Consider the following 16,517-nt stretch of genomic DNA (forward strand, 5'->3'; position numbering starts at 1 on the left):
GCAACTGCAGACATATCGCAGGCCCCACCGGGTGAACACCGGTGGGGCCTGTGATGACGCGTGCGACGGCGACAGGGTTGAGAAGCTTCACTTACCGGTGAACTTCTCGTACTCCTTGAGCACCTCGTCCGTCGGTCCGTCCATCCGCAGCTCGCCGCGCTCCAGCCACAGGACGCGGTCGCAGGTGTCGCGGATCGACTTGTTGTTGTGGCTCACCAGGAAGACGGTGCCGGCCTCCTTGCGCAGCTCGCGGATGCGGGCCTCGGAGCGCTTCTGGAACTTGCGGTCGCCCGTGGCCAGCGCCTCGTCGATCATGAGGACGTCGTGGTCCTTGGCCGCCGCGATGGAGAAGCGCAGGCGCGCCGCCATGCCGGACGAGTAGGTCCGCATCGGCAGGGTGATGAAGTCGCCCTTCTCGTTGATGCCCGAGAAGTCGACGATCTCCTGGTAGCGCGCCTTGATCTGCTCGCGGGACATGCCCATCGCGAGACCGCCGAGGATCACGTTCCGCTCGCCCGTGAGGTCGTTCATCAAGGCCGCGTTCACGCCGAGCAGCGAAGGCTGGCCGTCGGTGTAGACCTTGCCCTTCTCGGCCGGCAGGAGACCCGCGATGGCGCGCAGCAGGGTCGACTTGCCCGAGCCGTTCGAGCCGATCAGGCCGATCGCCTCGCCGCGGTAGGCGGTGAAGGAGACGCCGCGCACGGCGTGCACCTTGCGCACGCCCCGCTCCTCGCCCCGCTTCAGGATGCGGCTGAGCGCCGCGGTGGCGCTGCCCTTGCCGGTCTTCGCGCCGTTGACGCGGTAGACGATGTGCAGCTCGTCCGCGATCACCGTGGGGACGCGGGCGTCCTGCGTCTTGTCGAGATCAGCCACGGCCGTACCGCTCCTCTGCCTTCCAGAAGTAGACGAAGCCCACGACACCGAAGAGGACCGCCCAGCCGGCCGCGAACGCCCACACGTGCGGGGGCAGGTACGCGGACCCGTAGCCGTCCGCCCGCATGAACGCGTAGCGGATCAGGTCCATGTAGATGGAGGCCGGGTTCCACTGCAGGACGTCGCCGACCCAGGACGGGACGCCCTTCTTGCCTTCGAGCATCGCCGGGATGCTGAACATGACGCCGGACGCGTACATCCACGTACGCATCACGAACGGCATCAGCTGCGCCAGGTCCGGCGTCTTGGCGCCCGCCCGCGCGAAGATCAGCGCGAGGCCGGTGTTGAACACGAACTGGAGGGCCAGCGCGGGCACCACCAGGAGCCATGACAGGCCCGGGAGGATCCCGAAGCCCAGCATGATCAGCACCAGCACGATCATCGAGAACAACAGCTGCTGGAGCTGCTGGAGCGCGAACGAGATCGGCAGCGAGGCCCGCGGGAAGTGCAGCGCCCGCACGAGGCCCAGGTTGCCGGAGATCGCCCGCACGCCCGCCATCACCGAGCTCTGCGTGAACGTGAAGACGAAGACGCCGGTGACCAGGAAGGGCACGTAGATGTCGTGCGGGATGCCCTTACGGGCACCGAGCAGCAGTCCGAAGATGAAGAAGTAGACCGCGGCGTTCAGCAGCGGGGTCGCCACCTGCCAGACCTGGCCGAGCTTGGCCTGGCTGTACTGGGCGGTCAGCTTCGCCTGCGAGAAGGCGAGGATGAAGTGCCGCCGGCCCCACAGCTGCCGTACGTACTCGTTCAGACCGGGGCGGGCCCCGCTCACGGACAAGCCGTACTTGGCGGCGAGCTCGGCAGGGGAGAGCCCGTCGTCGGGCGACGGGGCCGCGCTCACCGCGACACCGCCGTCATGCGTTGTCTCACTCACAAGGGGAAACTTTCGTCTTCAAAAGCGCAGCCTGGTGGGGCATGGGCGGGAGCCAGGGACCGGGTTCGGCCCGATGCTCTCAGACTCGAGCTTGTCAGATGACAGGAGGTCGTCCCAGTCGGGTCAGGCGCCACACCGTACGCCACTTCATGGGGCGCCGGGGGCCGCAGGGCGACGTCCAGCCCTCCTTGAAGCCGCCGAGCCAGGCCTTCAGCGCGGGACCGGAGGGACGCCGGGCCAGCGTGAGCAGCAGCCACACCCCGAGGTAAACGGGGACCAGGGGCGCGGGCAGGTTGCGGCGGGCGAGCCAGACCCGGTTGCGGGCCACCATGCGGTGGTAGACCGCGTGCCGGGACGGGGCCGTGGTCGGGTGGTGCAGCACCATGTCGGCGCGGTAGTCGATCAGCCACCCCGCGTCGAGGGCACGCCAGGCGAGGTCGGTCTCCTCGTGGGCGTAGAAGAACTCGTCCGGCAGTCCGCCGACCTCGGCGACGACTCGGGTCCGCAGGGCGTTGGCCCCGCCGAGGAAGGTCGTCACGCGCGAGGAGCGCATCGGGTCGGCGGCCCGCAGCCGCGGCACGTGCCGGCGCTGAGTCTCGCCGGTCTCCGGGTCCGCGATGCGGAAACTGATGATGCCGAGCTCGGGGTCGGCGGCGAACGCCTCCCGGCACAGCTGGGCGGTGTCGGTCAGCGGCAGCAGGCCGTCGTCGTCGAGGAACAGCAGCACGTCGACGTCGGAGCCGGACGGGCCGAAGGCCTCGATGCCGACGTTGCGGCCGCCGGGGATGCCCAGGTTCTCGGGCAGCTCGACGGTCCGTACGCCCTCGGGGACGTCCGGGACCGGGGAGCCGTTGCCGACGACGACGACCTGGACCGGGTCGCCCTCCTGCTTGGCGACCGAGTCGAGCAGCGCGCGCAGCTCGGCCGGGCGGTTGCCCATGGTGATGACGACCGCGCCGACCTTGAGCGACGCCGGGGCGGCGCTCACTTGAGCCTGCTGGAGGCGAGGATGGACACGAGGTGCAGCAGCGTCTGCAGCAGGGCGATGCCCGCGAGGACGGCCACGCCGAGGCGCGTGAAGAACAGGTCGCCCCGGATCTGGTCCACGACCGCGAGGACCAGGATGAGCAGCGACGCCTCGATGCCGAGGATCAGCCGGTGGAACTTCAGCGCGGCGGCGGCCCTGCGGGCCAGCGCCATGCCGGAGGAGCGCATCTCGGAGGCGGACTCCTTGACCTGCTCCTTGCCGCTCGCCGCACGGGCGAGGCCGACGAGGTCCGTCTCGGCCTTGATCATGATGGCGCCGAGCGCGGCGAGCGTGCCGAGGAAGGCCCACAGCCAGTCGATCCGGCCGCTCCCCCACAGGTCGGCGGCGCGCAGTCCGAAACCGACCAGGACGGCCGCGTCGGTCAGGTACGCGCCGACCCTGTCCATCCAGACCCCGGCCAGCGAGTACTGCTTGCGCCAGCGGGCGATCTCGCCGTCGACGCAGTCCAGCAGCAGGTACAGCTGGACCGCGACGACGCCGAGCACGGCGCCCCAGACGCCCGGGACGAGCAGCGCCGGGGCGGCGAGGACACCGCACACCGTCATCAGGTAGGTCAGCTGGTTGGGCGTGACCTTGGTGTTCACCAGGTGGCGGTCCACACGCAGCGAGATCTCGCGCATGTAGAGCCGGCCCATCCAGTGCTCACCGCTGCGCCGGTCCTTCACCCCGGCCGGGTGAACGACCGGGCGCAGTTCAGCTACCGATGGTTTTTGCATAGTCGGCGTAGGCGTCCCTGATCTGGTCGGTGGACAGGTCGAGGTGTTCGAGGATCGTGTAGCGGCCCGGCCGGGTCTGCGGAGCGAACTCCACGACCTTGACGAACTCGTCCACGGTGAAGCCGATCTCCTCCGGCAGCACGGGCAGGCCGTGGCGGCGCAGCACCTCGGCCATGTACGCGGACTCCTCGCGGGCACCGCGCAGGTGCATCGCGAAGGCCGCGCCGAGGCCGCACTGCTCGCCGTGGCTGGCGGCGCGCTTGGGGTAGAGGAGGTCGAAGGCGTGGTTGATCTCGTGGCAGGCGCCGGACGCCGGCCGCGAGTCGCCCGAGATCGACATGGCGATACCGGTCAGGACCAGACCCTCGGCGAGCACCTGCAGGAAGCCGTCGTCACCGACGCCACCGGGGTGGCGCAGGACGGCCTCACCGGCCTGGCGGGCCATGGCGGCCGCGAGGCCGTCTATGTCCTCGCCGCGCTCCCGGGCGGCCAGCTCCCAGTCCGCGACCGCGGAGATGTTGGACAGGGCGTCGCCGATGCCGGAGCGCACGAAGCGGACCGGGGCCTCACGGATGATGTCGAGGTCGATCACGACGGCGATCGGGTTGGGCACGCCGTAGCTGCCGCGGCCCGCATCGTTGTCGAGGGTCGCGACGGGCGAGCACAGGCCGTCGTGCGACAGGTTCGTCGCGACGGCGACCAGCGGCAGACCGACCCGGGCCGCGGCGAACTTGCCGCAGTCGATGATCTTGCCGCCGCCGAGTCCGACGATCGCGTCGTAGCGGCCGGCCTTCTTCACGTCGTCGGCGAGCTGGATGGCGTCGTCGAGCGTGCCGCCGTCGACCTCGAACCAGTCGGCGTTGGGCAGCGACGGGGCCAGCCGGGTGCGCAGGGCGGCGCCCGAGCCACCGCTGATCGCGATGGCCAGGCGCCCCGTGGACGACGAGATCCTCTGGTCGGCGAGGACACCGGCGAGGTCGTTGAGCGCCCCCGGCCGGATGTCGACGACGACCGGCGAGGGAATGAGCCTCGTCAGTACTGGCACGCGATCTCCCGGGCCTTGGCGAGGTCCTCGTGGTTGTCGATCTCGACCCACGGGACGTCGCCGATCGGAGCGACGTCGACCTTGAAGCCGCGGTTCACGAGCTCCTGGTAGCCGTCCTCGTAGTACAGCTGCGGGTCACGCTCGTACGTGGCCTTCAGGGCGTCGGCGAGCTCGTCGGCCGCCTCGCCCTCGATGAGGGTGACGCCGATGTACTCGCCCGTGGCCTCGGCCGGCTCCATCAGCTTCGTGATCTTCTGGACGCCCTTGGCGGGGTTCACGACGACCTTCATCTCCTCGTCGCCCAGGTTCTTGACCGTGTCGAGCGCGAGGATGATCTTCTTGCCGTCGCCGCGGGCGGCGAGCAGGGTCTTCTCGACGGAGACCGGGTGCACGGTGTCGCCGTTGGCGAGGATCACCGAGTGCTTGATGGCGTCACGGCCGCACCACAGGGAGTAGGCGTTGTTCCACTTCTCGGCGACGTCGTTCTCGATGAGCGTCAGCTTCAGGCCGTACTTCGCCTCCAGCGCCGCCTGGCGCTCGTAGACGACCTCCTTGCGGTAGCCGACGATGATGCCGACCTCCGTCAGGCCGATCTCGGCGAAGTTCTTGAGCGTGAGGTCGAGGACGGAGAGCTCGTTCTCGGTCCCCTCGCCCACGACGGGCACCAGCGCCTTGGGGAGCGTCTCGGTGTAGGGGCGGAGCCGGCTGCCGGCGCCGGCGGCCAGGACGAGGCCGATCATGCGGGTTCTCCTTCATCGTGAACGGCGGGTGCCCCGCGGCGGGCGGAGGCGACCCAGAAGCGGATGCTCTCGGCGAGCACCACGAGTGCCACGAACACGGCGCAGGCCGTGAGCGCGACGGTGAAATCTGTGGCGGTGAGCAGCGCGGCCAGCACGGCGACCACCAGGGTCCGGCCTTCGTGCCCGCCGATCGTTCGGACCAGCCACCGGGGCGGCGCGCCGGTGCCGCCGCGGATGCGGTACACCGTGTCGTAGTGATGGTAGGCGACCGCCGCCACCAGTCCGAAAGCCGCGGGCAAGGCCCCGTTCACGTCCGCGCGGGCCGCGAGGACCAGGATCGTGAGGTACTCGGAGGCCCGGAAAATCGGGGGGACGAGCCAGTCGAGGGCGCCCTTGAGGGGGCGGGCGACGGCGAGTCCGGACGTGACGCAGTACACGGCCGCGGCGACCGCCGGCCAGGCGCTGCCGAAGTCCGTGAGGGCGCTCACCGTGACGACCGCCACGCCGCCGAGCGCGGCGACGACGGGCGCGGCCGCGCTCCGGCCGATCCGGGCGACGGTCTCGGCGAGGGGGCCGGAGTCGGCGAGGTCGGCGAGGGCCTCGGCGGCCCGGTCCGTGCGGCGGGCCCGGCGGGTCAGCGAGCGCAGGACGCGGCCCGCGGTGGTGTAGCAGGCGGCGAGGGCGCAGCCGACCAGGAGCACGTAGAAGGTGATGCGCGGGGTGGTGAGCGCGGTGAAGAGGGCGATGAGGGCCCAGCGCTCGCCGATCGGCAGCACGATCATGCGGCGCACCCAGACCGTCCAGCCGACGCTGTCGAGCTTGTCGGAGAGGGCGGCGGTGGGGCTGGTGTTGGCGGTGGCGTCGTGGTTCGCCTCGTTGAAGGAGAAGTCGACGACGTGCCGGCAGGTCTGCAGGACCATGGCGCCGAGCGCGAGGGCCCACACGTCGTCGCCGGACGCGTTGGCCGCGCCGAGCGCGAGGCCCGCGTAGTAGGCGTACTCCTTGGCGCGGTCGAACGTGGCGTCGAGCCAGGCGCCCAGCGTCGAGTACTGCAGGGAGTAGCGGGCGAGCTGCCCGTCGGTGCAGTCCAGGACGAAGGAGAAGAGGAGCAGGACGCCCGCGGCGACGAAGCCGGGCCGGGTGCCCGTGGCCGCGCAGCCCGCCGCGATCAGCGCGGTGAGCAGCGACGCGGTGGTGACCTGGTTCGGGGTCAGGCCGCGGCGGGCGCACCAGCGCGCGATGTAACGGGAGTACGGGCTGATGCAGTACGTGGTGAAGAAGCCGTCCCGGGCCTTGACCGCGGTGCGCAGCCGGATCGCCTCGTCGTCGACGGCGTCGACGGCCCGGCGGACCTCGCCCCGGGCCTGCGGGTCGGCGGGCACGGCGGCGACGAGCTCACCGAGCTCGGGCCGGTGCACATCGGTGCCGTCGGCCTCGATGCCGTGCGCGAGGGCGTCGGGCGTGATGCCCGTCTCCTTCGCGGCCCGTTCGAGCGCCGGGCGGGCCGCGGCCTGCGCGGTGACGGCGCCGGGGATGGCGGAGGCGGAGAAGCGCGGGTCGGTGAGGCCGAGGCGCAGGGCGTGGACATGGCCCACGAAGCCCGCGTCGACGACCGCGACGCGCTGGTCGCCCGGGACGCCGGCGAGCGCCGCTGCGGCGTCCGCGGGGTCCGGGGCGAGCCGTACGTCGAAGCCGAGGGCCCGCAGATCGCCCTCCAGGGACGAGCCGGGCACCGGCTGACCGGTGACGATGGCGGTCGACAGACGAACTCACTCCTCGGTGCCGGCGCACGGGCGCACCGGTCTCGCGCACGATCAGGGGGGCGCCCTGGACCCCTGCACAGCAGGGTCGGCCGGGCGGCATGTCGGCAGAGGCTATCGGATGACGGGAAGCGGACGTTCACCGCCCGTTTACGGCCCGACAAGCCTCTGTCCCCTGCGGTCCGCGCGGGCACCGCCGTCGCACGACGGGCCCCGGGCCGCGCGGTCATCATTGTCGATCAAGGCCCCGGGCCACAAACTCCCGCCGGTCCGCGACCGGCTTAGGGTGGTGCGTCATGACATGGCTGATCACCGGCGGAGCCGGATACATCGGGGCACACGTGGCGCGGGCGATGACAGCCGCCGGCGAGCGCGTGGTCGTCGTGGACAACGTCACGTCGGGGATGCCCGAGCGGCTGCCCGCGGACGTCGCGCTGGTCCGGGGCTCGGCCCTGGACGCGGAGCTGGTGCGCCGGGTGTGCGACGAGCACGCGGTGAGCGGTGTCGTGCACCTGGCCGCGCACAAGCAGGTCGGCGAGTCGGTGGAGCGGCCCGAGCTGTACTACCGGGACAACCTGGGCGGTCTTGCGACGCTCCTGGAGACGGTCGCTGACGCGGGCGTGCGCCGCTTCGTGTTCTCCTCGTCGGCCGCCGTGTACGGCAATCCGGACACCGGCGTCATTCCCGAGTCGACGCCGTGCGCGCCGGTGAACCCCTACGGCGAGACGAAGCTCGCGGGCGAGTGGCTGGTGCGGGCGTCGGGACGCGCGCACGGCATGGCGACGACGTGCCTGCGCTACTTCAACGTGGCGGGCGCGGCCGAGCCCGCCCTCGCGGACACCGGGGTCTTCAATGTGATCCCGATGGTCTTCGACCGGCTCACGCGGGGCGAGGCCCCCCGGATCTTCGGCGACGACTACCCGACGCCGGACGGCACCTGCATCCGGGACTACGTGCACGTCGCCGACCTCGCCGAGGCGCATCTGGCGGCGGCGCGCCGGCTGGCCCGCCCCGGCGTGAGCGGCGATCTCACGGTGAACATCGGCACGGGGCACGGCGCCTCGGTGCGCGAGCTGATCGACGTCATCGGGGAGGTCACCGGGATCGGGACGCCCGCGATCGTCGAGCCGCGCCGCCCCGGGGACGCTCCGCGCGCGGTCGGCGCCACCGAGCTGGCGGAGAAGGAGCTCGGCTGGACGGCCTCGCGGTCGGTCCGCGACATGATCGAGTCGGCCTGGGCCGGCTGGTGCCTGCGGCATCCCGAGGCCGCCGCGCACTGAGCGCGATGATCGCCGCGACGCCCTGACCTGCACACATACCGTTCAGCGTTTTCGCAGGTCAGGGCACATGACAACGGTGTTCACCGCCATGTTTGCGGATACCCCCTCCCCGTAGTTGACTGGGGTCGCCGGCCCGTTCCGGGGGCGGTGTGGGGCGAGCCGAGCGGAGGGCGGTTTCGATGGGTGCCGGGCACAGCCACGACCACGGGCACGGACCGACGACGGGGACGGCCGCGGCCGCGCACCGGGGGCGGCTGCGGATCGCCCTCGGGATCACGCTCACCGTGATGGTGGTCGAGATCGTCGGCGGGATCGTGGCCGACTCGCTGGCCCTGGTCGCGGACGCGGCCCACATGGCGACGGACGCGCTGGGCCTCGCGATGGCCCTGCTCGCCATCCACTTCGCCAACCGCCCGGCGACCGAGCAGCGCACGTTCGGCTACGCCCGCGCGGAGATCCTGGCCGCCCTCGCCAACTGTCTGCTGCTGCTCGGCGTCGGTGGCTACGTCCTGGTCGAGGCGGTCCAGCGGTTCGTCGAGCCGGCCGACACCGCGGGCGGGCTGACCATCGTGTTCGGCCTCATCGGCCTGGTGGCGAACATGATCTCGCTGTCGCTGCTGGTCAAGGGCCAGCAGGAGAGCCTGAACGTGCGGGGCGCCTTCCTGGAGGTCGCCGCCGACGCACTGGGCTCGCTCGCCGTGCTGATCTCGGCCACGATCATCCTGACGACCGGCTGGCAGGCCGCGGACCCGATCGCCTCGCTGGTCATCGGCCTCATGATCGTCCCGCGTACGGTGAAGCTGCTGCGCGAGACGCTGAACGTGCTCCTGGAGTCGGCGCCGAAGGGTGTCGACATGGCGGAGGTGCGGGCCCACATCCTCGCCCTGCCCGGCGTCGAGGACGTGCACGACCTGCACGCCTGGACCATCACCTCGGGGATGCCGGTGCTCTCCGCGCACGTCGTGGTCAGCCAGGACGTGCTGAGCACGATCGGGAACGAGAAGATGCTGCACGAGCTCCAGGGCTGCCTCGGCGACCACTTCGACGTGGAGCACTGCACGTTCCAGCTGGAGCCCACGGGGCACGCCGAGCACGAGGCGAAACTCTGCCACTGACCCGCCGGGGGCGTGGTAGCTTGGCGGGCGTTCTCGAAGGAGGTGGGTTGATGACTGTCGTCGCGGTGAGCGCTGCCGTGCGCAGCGACAGGTGCATCCCCGCTCTCCGGGCCACCGGCTGACCCTTTCCGCGCTCTCGCGCGCCGTCGGCCGGGCCCCTTCACAAAGGTTTCCGTCTTGACCGACGACCAGACCGCGAACGCCGTTCGCGACTCCTTCTTCGCCCTGCACCACGGACTGCCCCGGCAGGGCCCCGGCTCCGACGCCACCACCTGTCGGCTGCTCTCCTTCGCGGGCCCGCTGCCCGCACGGCCGCGCATCCTCGACCTGGGCTGCGGTCCGGGCCGCTCCGCGCTGCTGCTCGCCGCCGAGACCGGCGGCGAGGTGACCGCTGTGGACCTGCACGAGCCGTTCCTCGACGAGCTGCGGGCGGCCGCCCGGGCGCGCGGGCTCGACGACCGGGTGCACGCGGTGGCCGCCGACATGGGCGACCTGCCGTACCCGGCGGGCTCGTTCGATCTGATCTGGGCCGAGAGCTCGGCGTACAGCATCGGATTCGACACCGCTCTCGCGCGGTGGCGGCCGCTGCTCGCGCCGGGCGGCACGCTCGCGCTCACCGAGTGCGAGTGGACCACCGACGCCCCCTCCCTCGAGGCGCGCGCCTTCTGGGAGGAGCACTACAAGCTGCGCACGACCGAGGAGAACCTCCGGGCGTGCACGGCGGCCGGGTACGCGGTGCTCGGCGTCCACCACCAGCCGGAGTCCGACTGGGACGAGTACTACGGCCCGCTCGCCGCGCGGGCCGAGGCCGCCGACCCGTCCCGCCCCGGGATGGCCGAGGCGCTGGCGGGCACGCGCGCGGAGCTGGCGATGCGGCGCGAGCACGGCGCCGAGTACGGGTACACCGGCTACGCGCTGCGCCCTGTGGACGCGTGGCCGACCCGGCCGGAGACCTCCGCGGACCGGGCGGCCGTGCACGGCGTCAACGCGGCGGCGTTCCCCACCCCCGCCGAGGCCGATCTCGTGGACGCGCTGCGCGCCGACGGGGCGGCCTGGCTGGACGGGCTCTCGTACGTCGCCGAGGCGCCGGACGGTTCCGTCGCCGCGTACGCGCTGATCACCCGCTGCACGGTGGGCGGGGCGCCGGCCGCCGCGCTGGCGCCGGTGGCCGTGCGGCCTGAGCACCAGCGCTCGGGGGCCGGGGCGGCCGTGGTCCGGGCGGTGCTCGACGCGGCCCGCGCGCGGGGTGAGCGGCTCGTGGTGGTGCTCGGGCATCCGGACTACTACCCGAGGTTCGGCTTCACGCCCGCTTCGGGGTTCGGTGTGCGGCCGTCCTTCGAGGTGCCGGACGAGGCGCTGATGGCGCTCGTCCTCGGCGGTGGCGACGATTCCGCGCCGATTCCGCGGGGCACGATCACCTACCCGGCCGCGTTCGGCGTCTGATCCGCGCCGAATGCGGTGTCCTGTCCGGCCGTCACGGCCGGGCGGGACATGCGGGGGTCTGTGTGTGCGGGCACTATTCGTCCCGTACGGCAGACTTGGGGTTCGAGGACCGAAGCGAAGGATGGGTATGCCGATCACACCTGCCACCGCGGCGCACAGTTCGTCGAACGGCACCGGAGAAGCGATCTTGCTGGAACTCGTGGACGAGGACGGCAGGACGATCGGCACCGCGGAGAAGCTCGCGGCTCATCAGCCGCCGGGGCAGCTGCACCGCGCGTTCTCCGTGTTCCTCTTCGACGAGCAGGGCCGGCTGCTGCTGCAGCAGCGCGCGCTGGGCAAGTACCACTCCCCCGGCGTGTGGTCGAACACGTGCTGCGGGCACCCGTACCCAGGCGAGGCGCCGTTCGCGGCGGCGGCCCGGCGCACCTTCGAGGAACTGGGCGTCTCGCCGTCGCTGATGGCGGAGGCCGGCACCGTGCGCTACAACCACCCGGACCCGGAGTCGGGCCTGGTGGAGCAGGAGTTCAACCACCTGTTCGTCGGCATGGTGCAGGCGCCGCTCGCCCCGGATCCGGAGGAGGTCGGGGCCACCGCGTTCGTGACCGCCGCCGAGCTGGCCGAGCGGCACGCGCGGGACCCGTTCTCGGCGTGGTTCATGACCGTGCTCGACGCGGCCCGGCCCGCGGTGCGCGAGCTGACGGGCCCGTCGGCCGGCTGGTAGCCGCGCTCAGTACCGCGCGGGCGGCTGGAGGGGCAGGGCGGCCCAGATGACCTTGCCCCCGCTCGCGGTGTGCTCCACGTCGCAGACGCCGCCCGCCTCGGCGGTGATCTCCCGCACGAGGAGCAGACCGCGGCCGCCGGTCTGGCCGCTGGTGGCCTCCAGGGCGGTGGGCCGGTACGGGTGGTCGTCCTCGACGGAGACCCGTACCCACTCCGCGCCGACGGCGACCTCGACGGCGAGCATCGGCGAGAGCAGGGCGGCGTGCCGCACGGCGTTCGTGACGAGCTCGGAGACGATCACGAGGAGTCCGTGGACCAGGTCGTCGGAGGCGGGCACGCCCTGCCGGGCGAGGAGTTCGCGCACGGCGCGCCGGGCCTGCGGCACCGAGGCGTCGACCGCCTGCGCGGTGAACCGCCAGACCCCTTCGTAGGGCAGCGGGGCCTCCAGGGCGGGTCCGGGCGGAGCTGCCCCGCTGTCCTGAGACCCTGGACGGGAGTCCCGCCCCTGGTCGCTCATCGTCCGGTCGCCGCCCTTGCGCTCGATTGTCACCACCCCTCGAGTGTGGGAATCCCCTGGTCCGTACCCCTCGACTGACCATAAGTCGGCGACTATCGACGGAATTTGACCGTCGGCGAATGCCCCGGTCAGGCCTGCGACCGGTCCTGTACCGGTTGTTCGCCTTTCGGAGGCTCTTCAGCTTGTTGTACGAGGGTGACGATGCGCCGGCCGCCCAGACCCGTCGCCAGCAGGCCCAGCCCGTCGAAGAGCAGCGCGAGCGAGAAGAAGCAGCCGAGGACGTAGCGGCTGGACTCGGGCCAGTTGCCGAGGACCAGGACGCCGAGCACGATGCCGAAGGCGCCCTGCACGAGGGTCCAGCCGAACTGCGGCCCCCGCACGACGAGACCGCCGACCAGGCGGAAGACGCCGCCGGTGAGGAAGAGCAGCGCGGCGAACATGGTGAGCGCCTGGGCCGTGCCCTCCGGGTGCCGGATCACGACGACGCCGGCCGCCAGGTCGAGGGCGGCGACGACACAGCCGAGCCAGAAGTAGTTGGTGCCCCGGGCCTGGACCGCGTGCAGCAGGCCGACGACACCGCCGATGAGCAGCAGCCAGCCGAAGAGCAGCATCGAGGTGAGCGTGGCGAAGGCCGTGTAGGCGAGGCCGACGAGGCCGGCGAGGACGAGCAGGCCGCCCAGGACGGCGATGGCGCCGAGACCCCGGCGCAGCTTTCTGCGTTCGCCCGCCGCCTCCCGCGCGGGCGGGTCCGCCGTCTGCGGACGGTCGTGACGGTCGCGGTCGTGATGGTCGCTCCGGGCCATCGGCGCCTCCTCCCGGCACCCCTCCTCGATCGTACGTTCGCGGCCTGGGGATAGCATCCGGCCATGGTTCCCCCGGCCGTACAGCGGCTCACGCACGAGGTCACGGACGGTGTCGCGACCGTCGTCATCGATCACCCGGCCAAGCGCAACGCCATGACCGACGCGATGTGGGCGGCGCTGCCGCCGCTGCTCGCGGAACTGGCCGCGGACCCGGCGGTGCGGGCGCTGGTGCTCACCGGCGCCGGTGACACGTTCTGCGCGGGCGCCGACATCTCCACGCTGGGGCGGGGCGCGGCGCCCGGGCTCGCGGTGGCGGCGGAGGACGCGCTCGCGGCGTTCCCCAAGCCGACGCTCGCCGTGGTGCGCGGGTACTGCGTGGGCGGCGGCTGCCAGTTGGCGGCGGCCTGCGATCTGCGGTTCGCGGCCGAGGGCGCGCTGTTCGGGGTCACACCGGCCAAGCTGGGGATCGTCTATCCGGCGTCCTCGACGCGGCGGCTCGCGGATCTGGTCGGTCCGGCGGGCGCGAAGTACCTGCTGTTCTCGGGCGAGTTGATCGGCACCGAGCGGGCGCTGCGGACCGGGCTCGTCGACGAGGTCTGGTCTCCGGAGGAACTCGACAAACGGGTCGTCGAGTTCACGCGCGTGCTGGCTTCGCGCTCCCAGTTGACGCAGGCCGCGGCGAAGGAGTTCGCGGCGGGCCGCGCCGACCGCGAGCCGTACTGGGCGGAGCAGGCGCGGGGCAGCGACGACACCGCCGAGGGTGTCGCCGCGTTCCTGGAACGGCGCCCGCCCCGCTTCGGGTGGACCGTGAACTCCTAGACCCGAGGTCAGGCCCGTGTGCTGCGGAACCGCGCGACGAGATTCGCCGGGGCCTTCTCGGGGGATCCGGCGTCGTACGGCGGCTGCGGGTCGTACTCGGTCATGAGCTGGACGGCCTGCGCGGTCTCGTCGCCGGCGATCCGGCCGACGAGGGCGAGGCCCATGTCGATGCCGGAGGAGACGCCCGCGGCGGTGACGTACTTGCCGTCGAAGACGACGCGGCGGCCCGTGGAGCGGGCGCCGAGCTTGTCCAGTTCCTCCAGGGCGAGCCAGTGCGAGGTGGCCTCGCGGCCCTCGATCAGTCCGGCGGCGGCGAGCGCGAGGGAGCCCGTGCACACGGACGTGGTCCAGGTGGTGTGCGCGTCGGCGGCGCGCAGCCAGCCGAGCAGCGCCTCGTTCTCCGTCTGGTCGCTCGCGACCGGGCCGCCGGGCACCACGACGATGTCCGGGGTGGGCACCTCGTCGAAGGTCTTGTCGGCGACGAGTGCGAGCCGCCCCGAGTCGTCGCGCACCGGGCCGGTCCGCTCGGCGACGAACACGACGTCGGCGCCGGGCAGGCCGCCGAGGGTCTGGTACGGGCCGACGGCGTCCAGGGCGGTGAAGCGCTCGTAGAGGGCGATGGCGATCTGCATCGGGTTCCTTACGTCGTGGGTGGGTCGGTTCGGTTCGCTTCAGGTGGTGCGGTTCAGGGCCGCGCGCGGAAGCGGAGGCGGTACTCCGCGGGCGGGGTGCCGAGGGTTCTGAGGAAGGCGCGGCGCATGGCCTCGGGCGTGCCGTAGCCGCTGGCCCGGGATATCTCCTCGACGCCGTCGGCGGTGTCCTCCAGCAGGCGCCGGGCGTGCTCGACGCGGACGCGTTCCACGTAGCGGCCCGGCGTCAGGCCGGTCTCGGCACGGAAGGCGCGCGCGAAGTGGCGCGGCGAGAGGCGGGCGCGGGCGGCCAGGGCGTCCACGGACAGGTCCTCCTCCGGGTGCTCGGTGACCCATTGCTGGACCTCGCGCAGCGGTTCGCGGCGGGCCGTCTGGGCGGCGAGCTGGGCGCTGAACTGGGCCTGGTTGCCGGGGCGGCGCAGGAACACCACGAGCGCCCGGGCGATCGCGAGCGCCGTGTCCCGGCCGTGGTCCTCCTCGACGAGGGCGAGCGCGAGGTCGATGCCGGCGGTGACTCCCGCGGAGGTCGCCACCTTGCCGTCGCGTACGTAGATGGGGTCCGGGTCGACCTCGACCGCGGGGTGCTCGCGGGCGAGCCGGGCGCAGTACGCCCAGTGCGTGGTGGCCCGGCGGCCGTCGAGCAGGCCCGCCTCGGCGAGCAGGAGGGCGCCCGTGCAGACCGAGACGATCCGCTCCGCGCGCGGGGCGTGCTCGCGCAGCCAGCCGACGAGCCGCGGGTCGGGGTGCCGGGTGCCGTGGCCGCCGGGGACGAGCAGGGTGTGCGGGACGGGCGCGCCGTCGAGCGCGAGGTCGGGCACGAGGGTCAGACCGCTGGATGTGCGCACGGGCGCCCCGTCGGGCGACGCGGTGCGCACGCGGTACCCGGCCCCCGCGCCGGTGAAGACCTCGACGGGGCCGGTGACGTCGAGGCTCTGGACCTGGTCGTAGAGGGTGACCAGGACGGTGCGCGTCGACGGGGCCTGGGGGCGTGGGGGCATGCGTGTCATTCTTCGGGGGCGGCCCTCATGGCTGCAATGACGAGCAGCCCACCTTTCCGGCCATCGTTTCCGTGCCCCGCACTGGCACCACGTACCGACCGGTCAGTAACGTACGGGCATGACTTCCGAAGAGACCCTGCGGGCCGCCCGCCGCTGTCACAACGTGCTGAACCCCTTCCACTCGACGCACTACTTCTCGCCCGACCTCGCCGAGGAGCTCGCCGCGGTGGGCGTCACCGACCGCGGGGCCACCTACTTCGCGGCCCGCTCCGCCGCCATGGGAGCCGTCGGCCCCGGCGCCGTGACCGCCGCCTTCTACAACTTCAACCACGAGCTCGTGGCCCGGCACCTGCCCGCGGTGTGGAGCGTCGCCTCGCCGGAGACCGTCCTCGCCGCGCGCGAGCGGGCCGTCGACTCGACGCTGCGCCGGCTGCTCGGCGCGGACGTGCTCGCCTCCCCGGAGATGGCCGAGGCCGCCGAGCTGGCCCTGCGCGCCACCGAGGCCTGCACCCGGCACGCCCGCCCCCTGTACGCGGCGCACGCCGACCTGCCGGTGCCGGACGCGCCGCACCTGGCGTACTGGCACGCGACGACGCTGCTGCGCGAGCACCGCGGCGACGGGCACCTGGCGGCCCTGCTCGGCGCCGGCCTCGACCCGCTGGAGGCGCTCGTGAGCCACGTCGCCACCGGCAGGGGCATGGCCCCCAAGTGGCTGCTCGTCACGCGCGGGTGGAGCCGCGACGACTTCGACGCGGCGGCCGGCCGGCTGCGCGCGCGGGGTCTGCTGACCGACGACCCGGAGCTCACCCTCACCGAGGCCGGCACCGCGCTGCGCGCCGACCTCGAGGCCCGCACCGACCAGCTCGACCGCGCGCCCTACGAGCACCTCGGCGCCGAGGGCGTCGCCCGGCTGACCGAGCTGGCGTCCGGCTTCACCGGGACGGCGCTGGGCAACGGCGCGTTCCCCGCCGACCTCATCGGCAAGGCCGCCTGACAACCGGTGCGACCCGGCCGGGCCGCGCCCTGATCCTCCGCTGACGGTGCCACCTGCCA

General features: G+C 72.6%; 17 protein-coding genes. 6 read left to right on the forward strand and 11 right to left on the reverse strand.

Features of this window, described 5'->3' with window-relative positions:
* Positions 1-87 precede the first annotated feature (87 nt).
* The 7 genes from IAG42_RS05345 to IAG42_RS05375 all read right to left on the reverse strand — a co-directional run bounded on the left by IAG42_RS05345 (position 88) and on the right by IAG42_RS05375 (position 7,122).
* Positions 88-873 (reverse strand): ABC transporter ATP-binding protein, encoded by a 786-nt coding sequence (locus IAG42_RS05345; protein WP_188335856.1) that lies wholly within the window; start codon positions 871-873, stop codon positions 88-90.
* The gene (locus IAG42_RS05350) at positions 866-1,810 is read right to left on the reverse strand and encodes an ABC transporter permease (RefSeq protein ID WP_188335857.1); all 945 of its coding nucleotides are present in this window, start codon (positions 1,808-1,810) and stop codon (positions 866-868) included. The genes IAG42_RS05345 and IAG42_RS05350 overlap by 8 nt, the downstream gene beginning before the upstream one ends.
* A 94-nt stretch (positions 1,811-1,904) precedes the next feature.
* Positions 1,905-2,750 carry a glycosyltransferase family 2 protein gene (locus IAG42_RS05355; protein ID WP_188341202.1) on the reverse strand — a complete coding sequence of 282 codons (846 nt, stop codon included), beginning with the start codon at positions 2,748-2,750 and terminating at the stop codon, positions 1,905-1,907.
* A 44-nt stretch (positions 2,751-2,794) separates the two neighbouring features.
* Entirely contained in the window at positions 2,795-3,574 is a 780-nt protein-coding gene (locus IAG42_RS05360; protein ID WP_188335858.1) for a CDP-alcohol phosphatidyltransferase family protein, read from the reverse strand.
* Positions 3,552-4,619, reverse strand: coding sequence for an iron-containing alcohol dehydrogenase family protein (locus tag IAG42_RS05365; RefSeq protein ID WP_188335859.1), 1,068 nt, complete (start codon positions 4,617-4,619; stop codon positions 3,552-3,554). The genes IAG42_RS05360 and IAG42_RS05365 overlap by 23 nt, the downstream gene beginning before the upstream one ends.
* Positions 4,607-5,359: a phosphocholine cytidylyltransferase family protein gene (locus tag IAG42_RS05370; protein ID WP_188335860.1), complete on the reverse strand. Its 753-nt coding sequence runs from the start codon at positions 5,357-5,359 to the stop codon at positions 4,607-4,609. Before IAG42_RS05370 ends, IAG42_RS05365 begins: the two co-directional genes overlap by 13 nt.
* Positions 5,356-7,122: a DUF5941 domain-containing protein gene (locus IAG42_RS05375; RefSeq protein ID WP_188341203.1), complete on the reverse strand. Its 1,767-nt coding sequence runs from the start codon at positions 7,120-7,122 to the stop codon at positions 5,356-5,358. The genes IAG42_RS05370 and IAG42_RS05375 overlap by 4 nt, the downstream gene beginning before the upstream one ends.
* Before the next feature lie 293 nt (positions 7,123-7,415).
* On the opposite strand from IAG42_RS05375, the gene galE reads away from it, so the two are divergent.
* From galE to idi, 4 genes are all read left to right on the forward strand, one after another.
* Entirely contained in the window at positions 7,416-8,399 is a 984-nt protein-coding gene (gene galE, locus IAG42_RS05380; RefSeq protein WP_188335861.1) for a UDP-glucose 4-epimerase GalE, read from the forward strand.
* Positions 8,400-8,578: 179 nt separating this feature from the next.
* Positions 8,579-9,514, forward strand: coding sequence for a cation diffusion facilitator family transporter (locus IAG42_RS05385; RefSeq protein WP_188335862.1), 936 nt, complete (start codon positions 8,579-8,581; stop codon positions 9,512-9,514).
* Between the two features lie 177 nt (positions 9,515-9,691).
* Complete coding sequence (locus IAG42_RS05390; protein WP_188335863.1) at positions 9,692-10,957, forward strand: bifunctional class I SAM-dependent methyltransferase/N-acetyltransferase; 1,266 nt, start codon at positions 9,692-9,694, stop codon at positions 10,955-10,957.
* Between the two features lie 127 nt (positions 10,958-11,084).
* Positions 11,085-11,678, forward strand: coding sequence for an isopentenyl-diphosphate Delta-isomerase (idi, locus tag IAG42_RS05395; RefSeq protein WP_188335864.1), 594 nt, complete (start codon positions 11,085-11,087; stop codon positions 11,676-11,678).
* Between the two features lie 6 nt (positions 11,679-11,684).
* On the opposite strand, the gene IAG42_RS05400 is transcribed toward idi, so the two are convergent.
* Positions 11,685-12,194: an ATP-binding protein gene (locus IAG42_RS05400; RefSeq protein ID WP_384621286.1), complete on the reverse strand. Its 510-nt coding sequence runs from the start codon at positions 12,192-12,194 to the stop codon at positions 11,685-11,687.
* Between the two features lie 128 nt (positions 12,195-12,322).
* A complete protein-coding gene (locus IAG42_RS05405; RefSeq protein WP_188335866.1) occupies positions 12,323-12,997 on the reverse strand; it encodes an HdeD family acid-resistance protein in 675 nt (224 codons plus the stop codon).
* A 63-nt stretch (positions 12,998-13,060) separates the two neighbouring features.
* On the opposite strand from IAG42_RS05405, the gene IAG42_RS05410 reads away from it, so the two are divergent.
* Positions 13,061-13,816: an enoyl-CoA hydratase/isomerase family protein gene (locus tag IAG42_RS05410; RefSeq protein WP_188335867.1), complete on the forward strand. Its 756-nt coding sequence runs from the start codon at positions 13,061-13,063 to the stop codon at positions 13,814-13,816.
* A gap of 8 nt (positions 13,817-13,824) precedes the next feature.
* Here IAG42_RS05410 and IAG42_RS05415 read toward each other — a convergent pair whose 3' ends face one another.
* Positions 13,825-14,448, reverse strand: a complete 624-nt coding sequence (locus IAG42_RS05415) for a DJ-1/PfpI family protein (RefSeq protein WP_188335868.1) — start codon at positions 14,446-14,448, stop codon at positions 13,825-13,827.
* Positions 14,449-14,501: 53 nt separating this feature from the next.
* A complete protein-coding gene (locus IAG42_RS05420) occupies positions 14,502-15,464 on the reverse strand; it encodes a GlxA family transcriptional regulator (protein WP_449657186.1) in 963 nt (320 codons plus the stop codon).
* A 118-nt stretch (positions 15,465-15,582) separates the two neighbouring features.
* Between IAG42_RS05420 and IAG42_RS05425 the strand changes: the two genes are divergently transcribed.
* Positions 15,583-16,458, forward strand: coding sequence for an SCO6745 family protein (locus tag IAG42_RS05425; protein WP_188335870.1), 876 nt, complete (start codon positions 15,583-15,585; stop codon positions 16,456-16,458).
* The last annotated feature ends 59 nt before the right edge of the window (positions 16,459-16,517 follow it).

The organism is Streptomyces xanthii, assembly GCF_014621695.1.
GTDB classification, from domain to species: domain Bacteria; phylum Actinomycetota; class Actinomycetes; order Streptomycetales; family Streptomycetaceae; genus Streptomyces; species Streptomyces xanthii.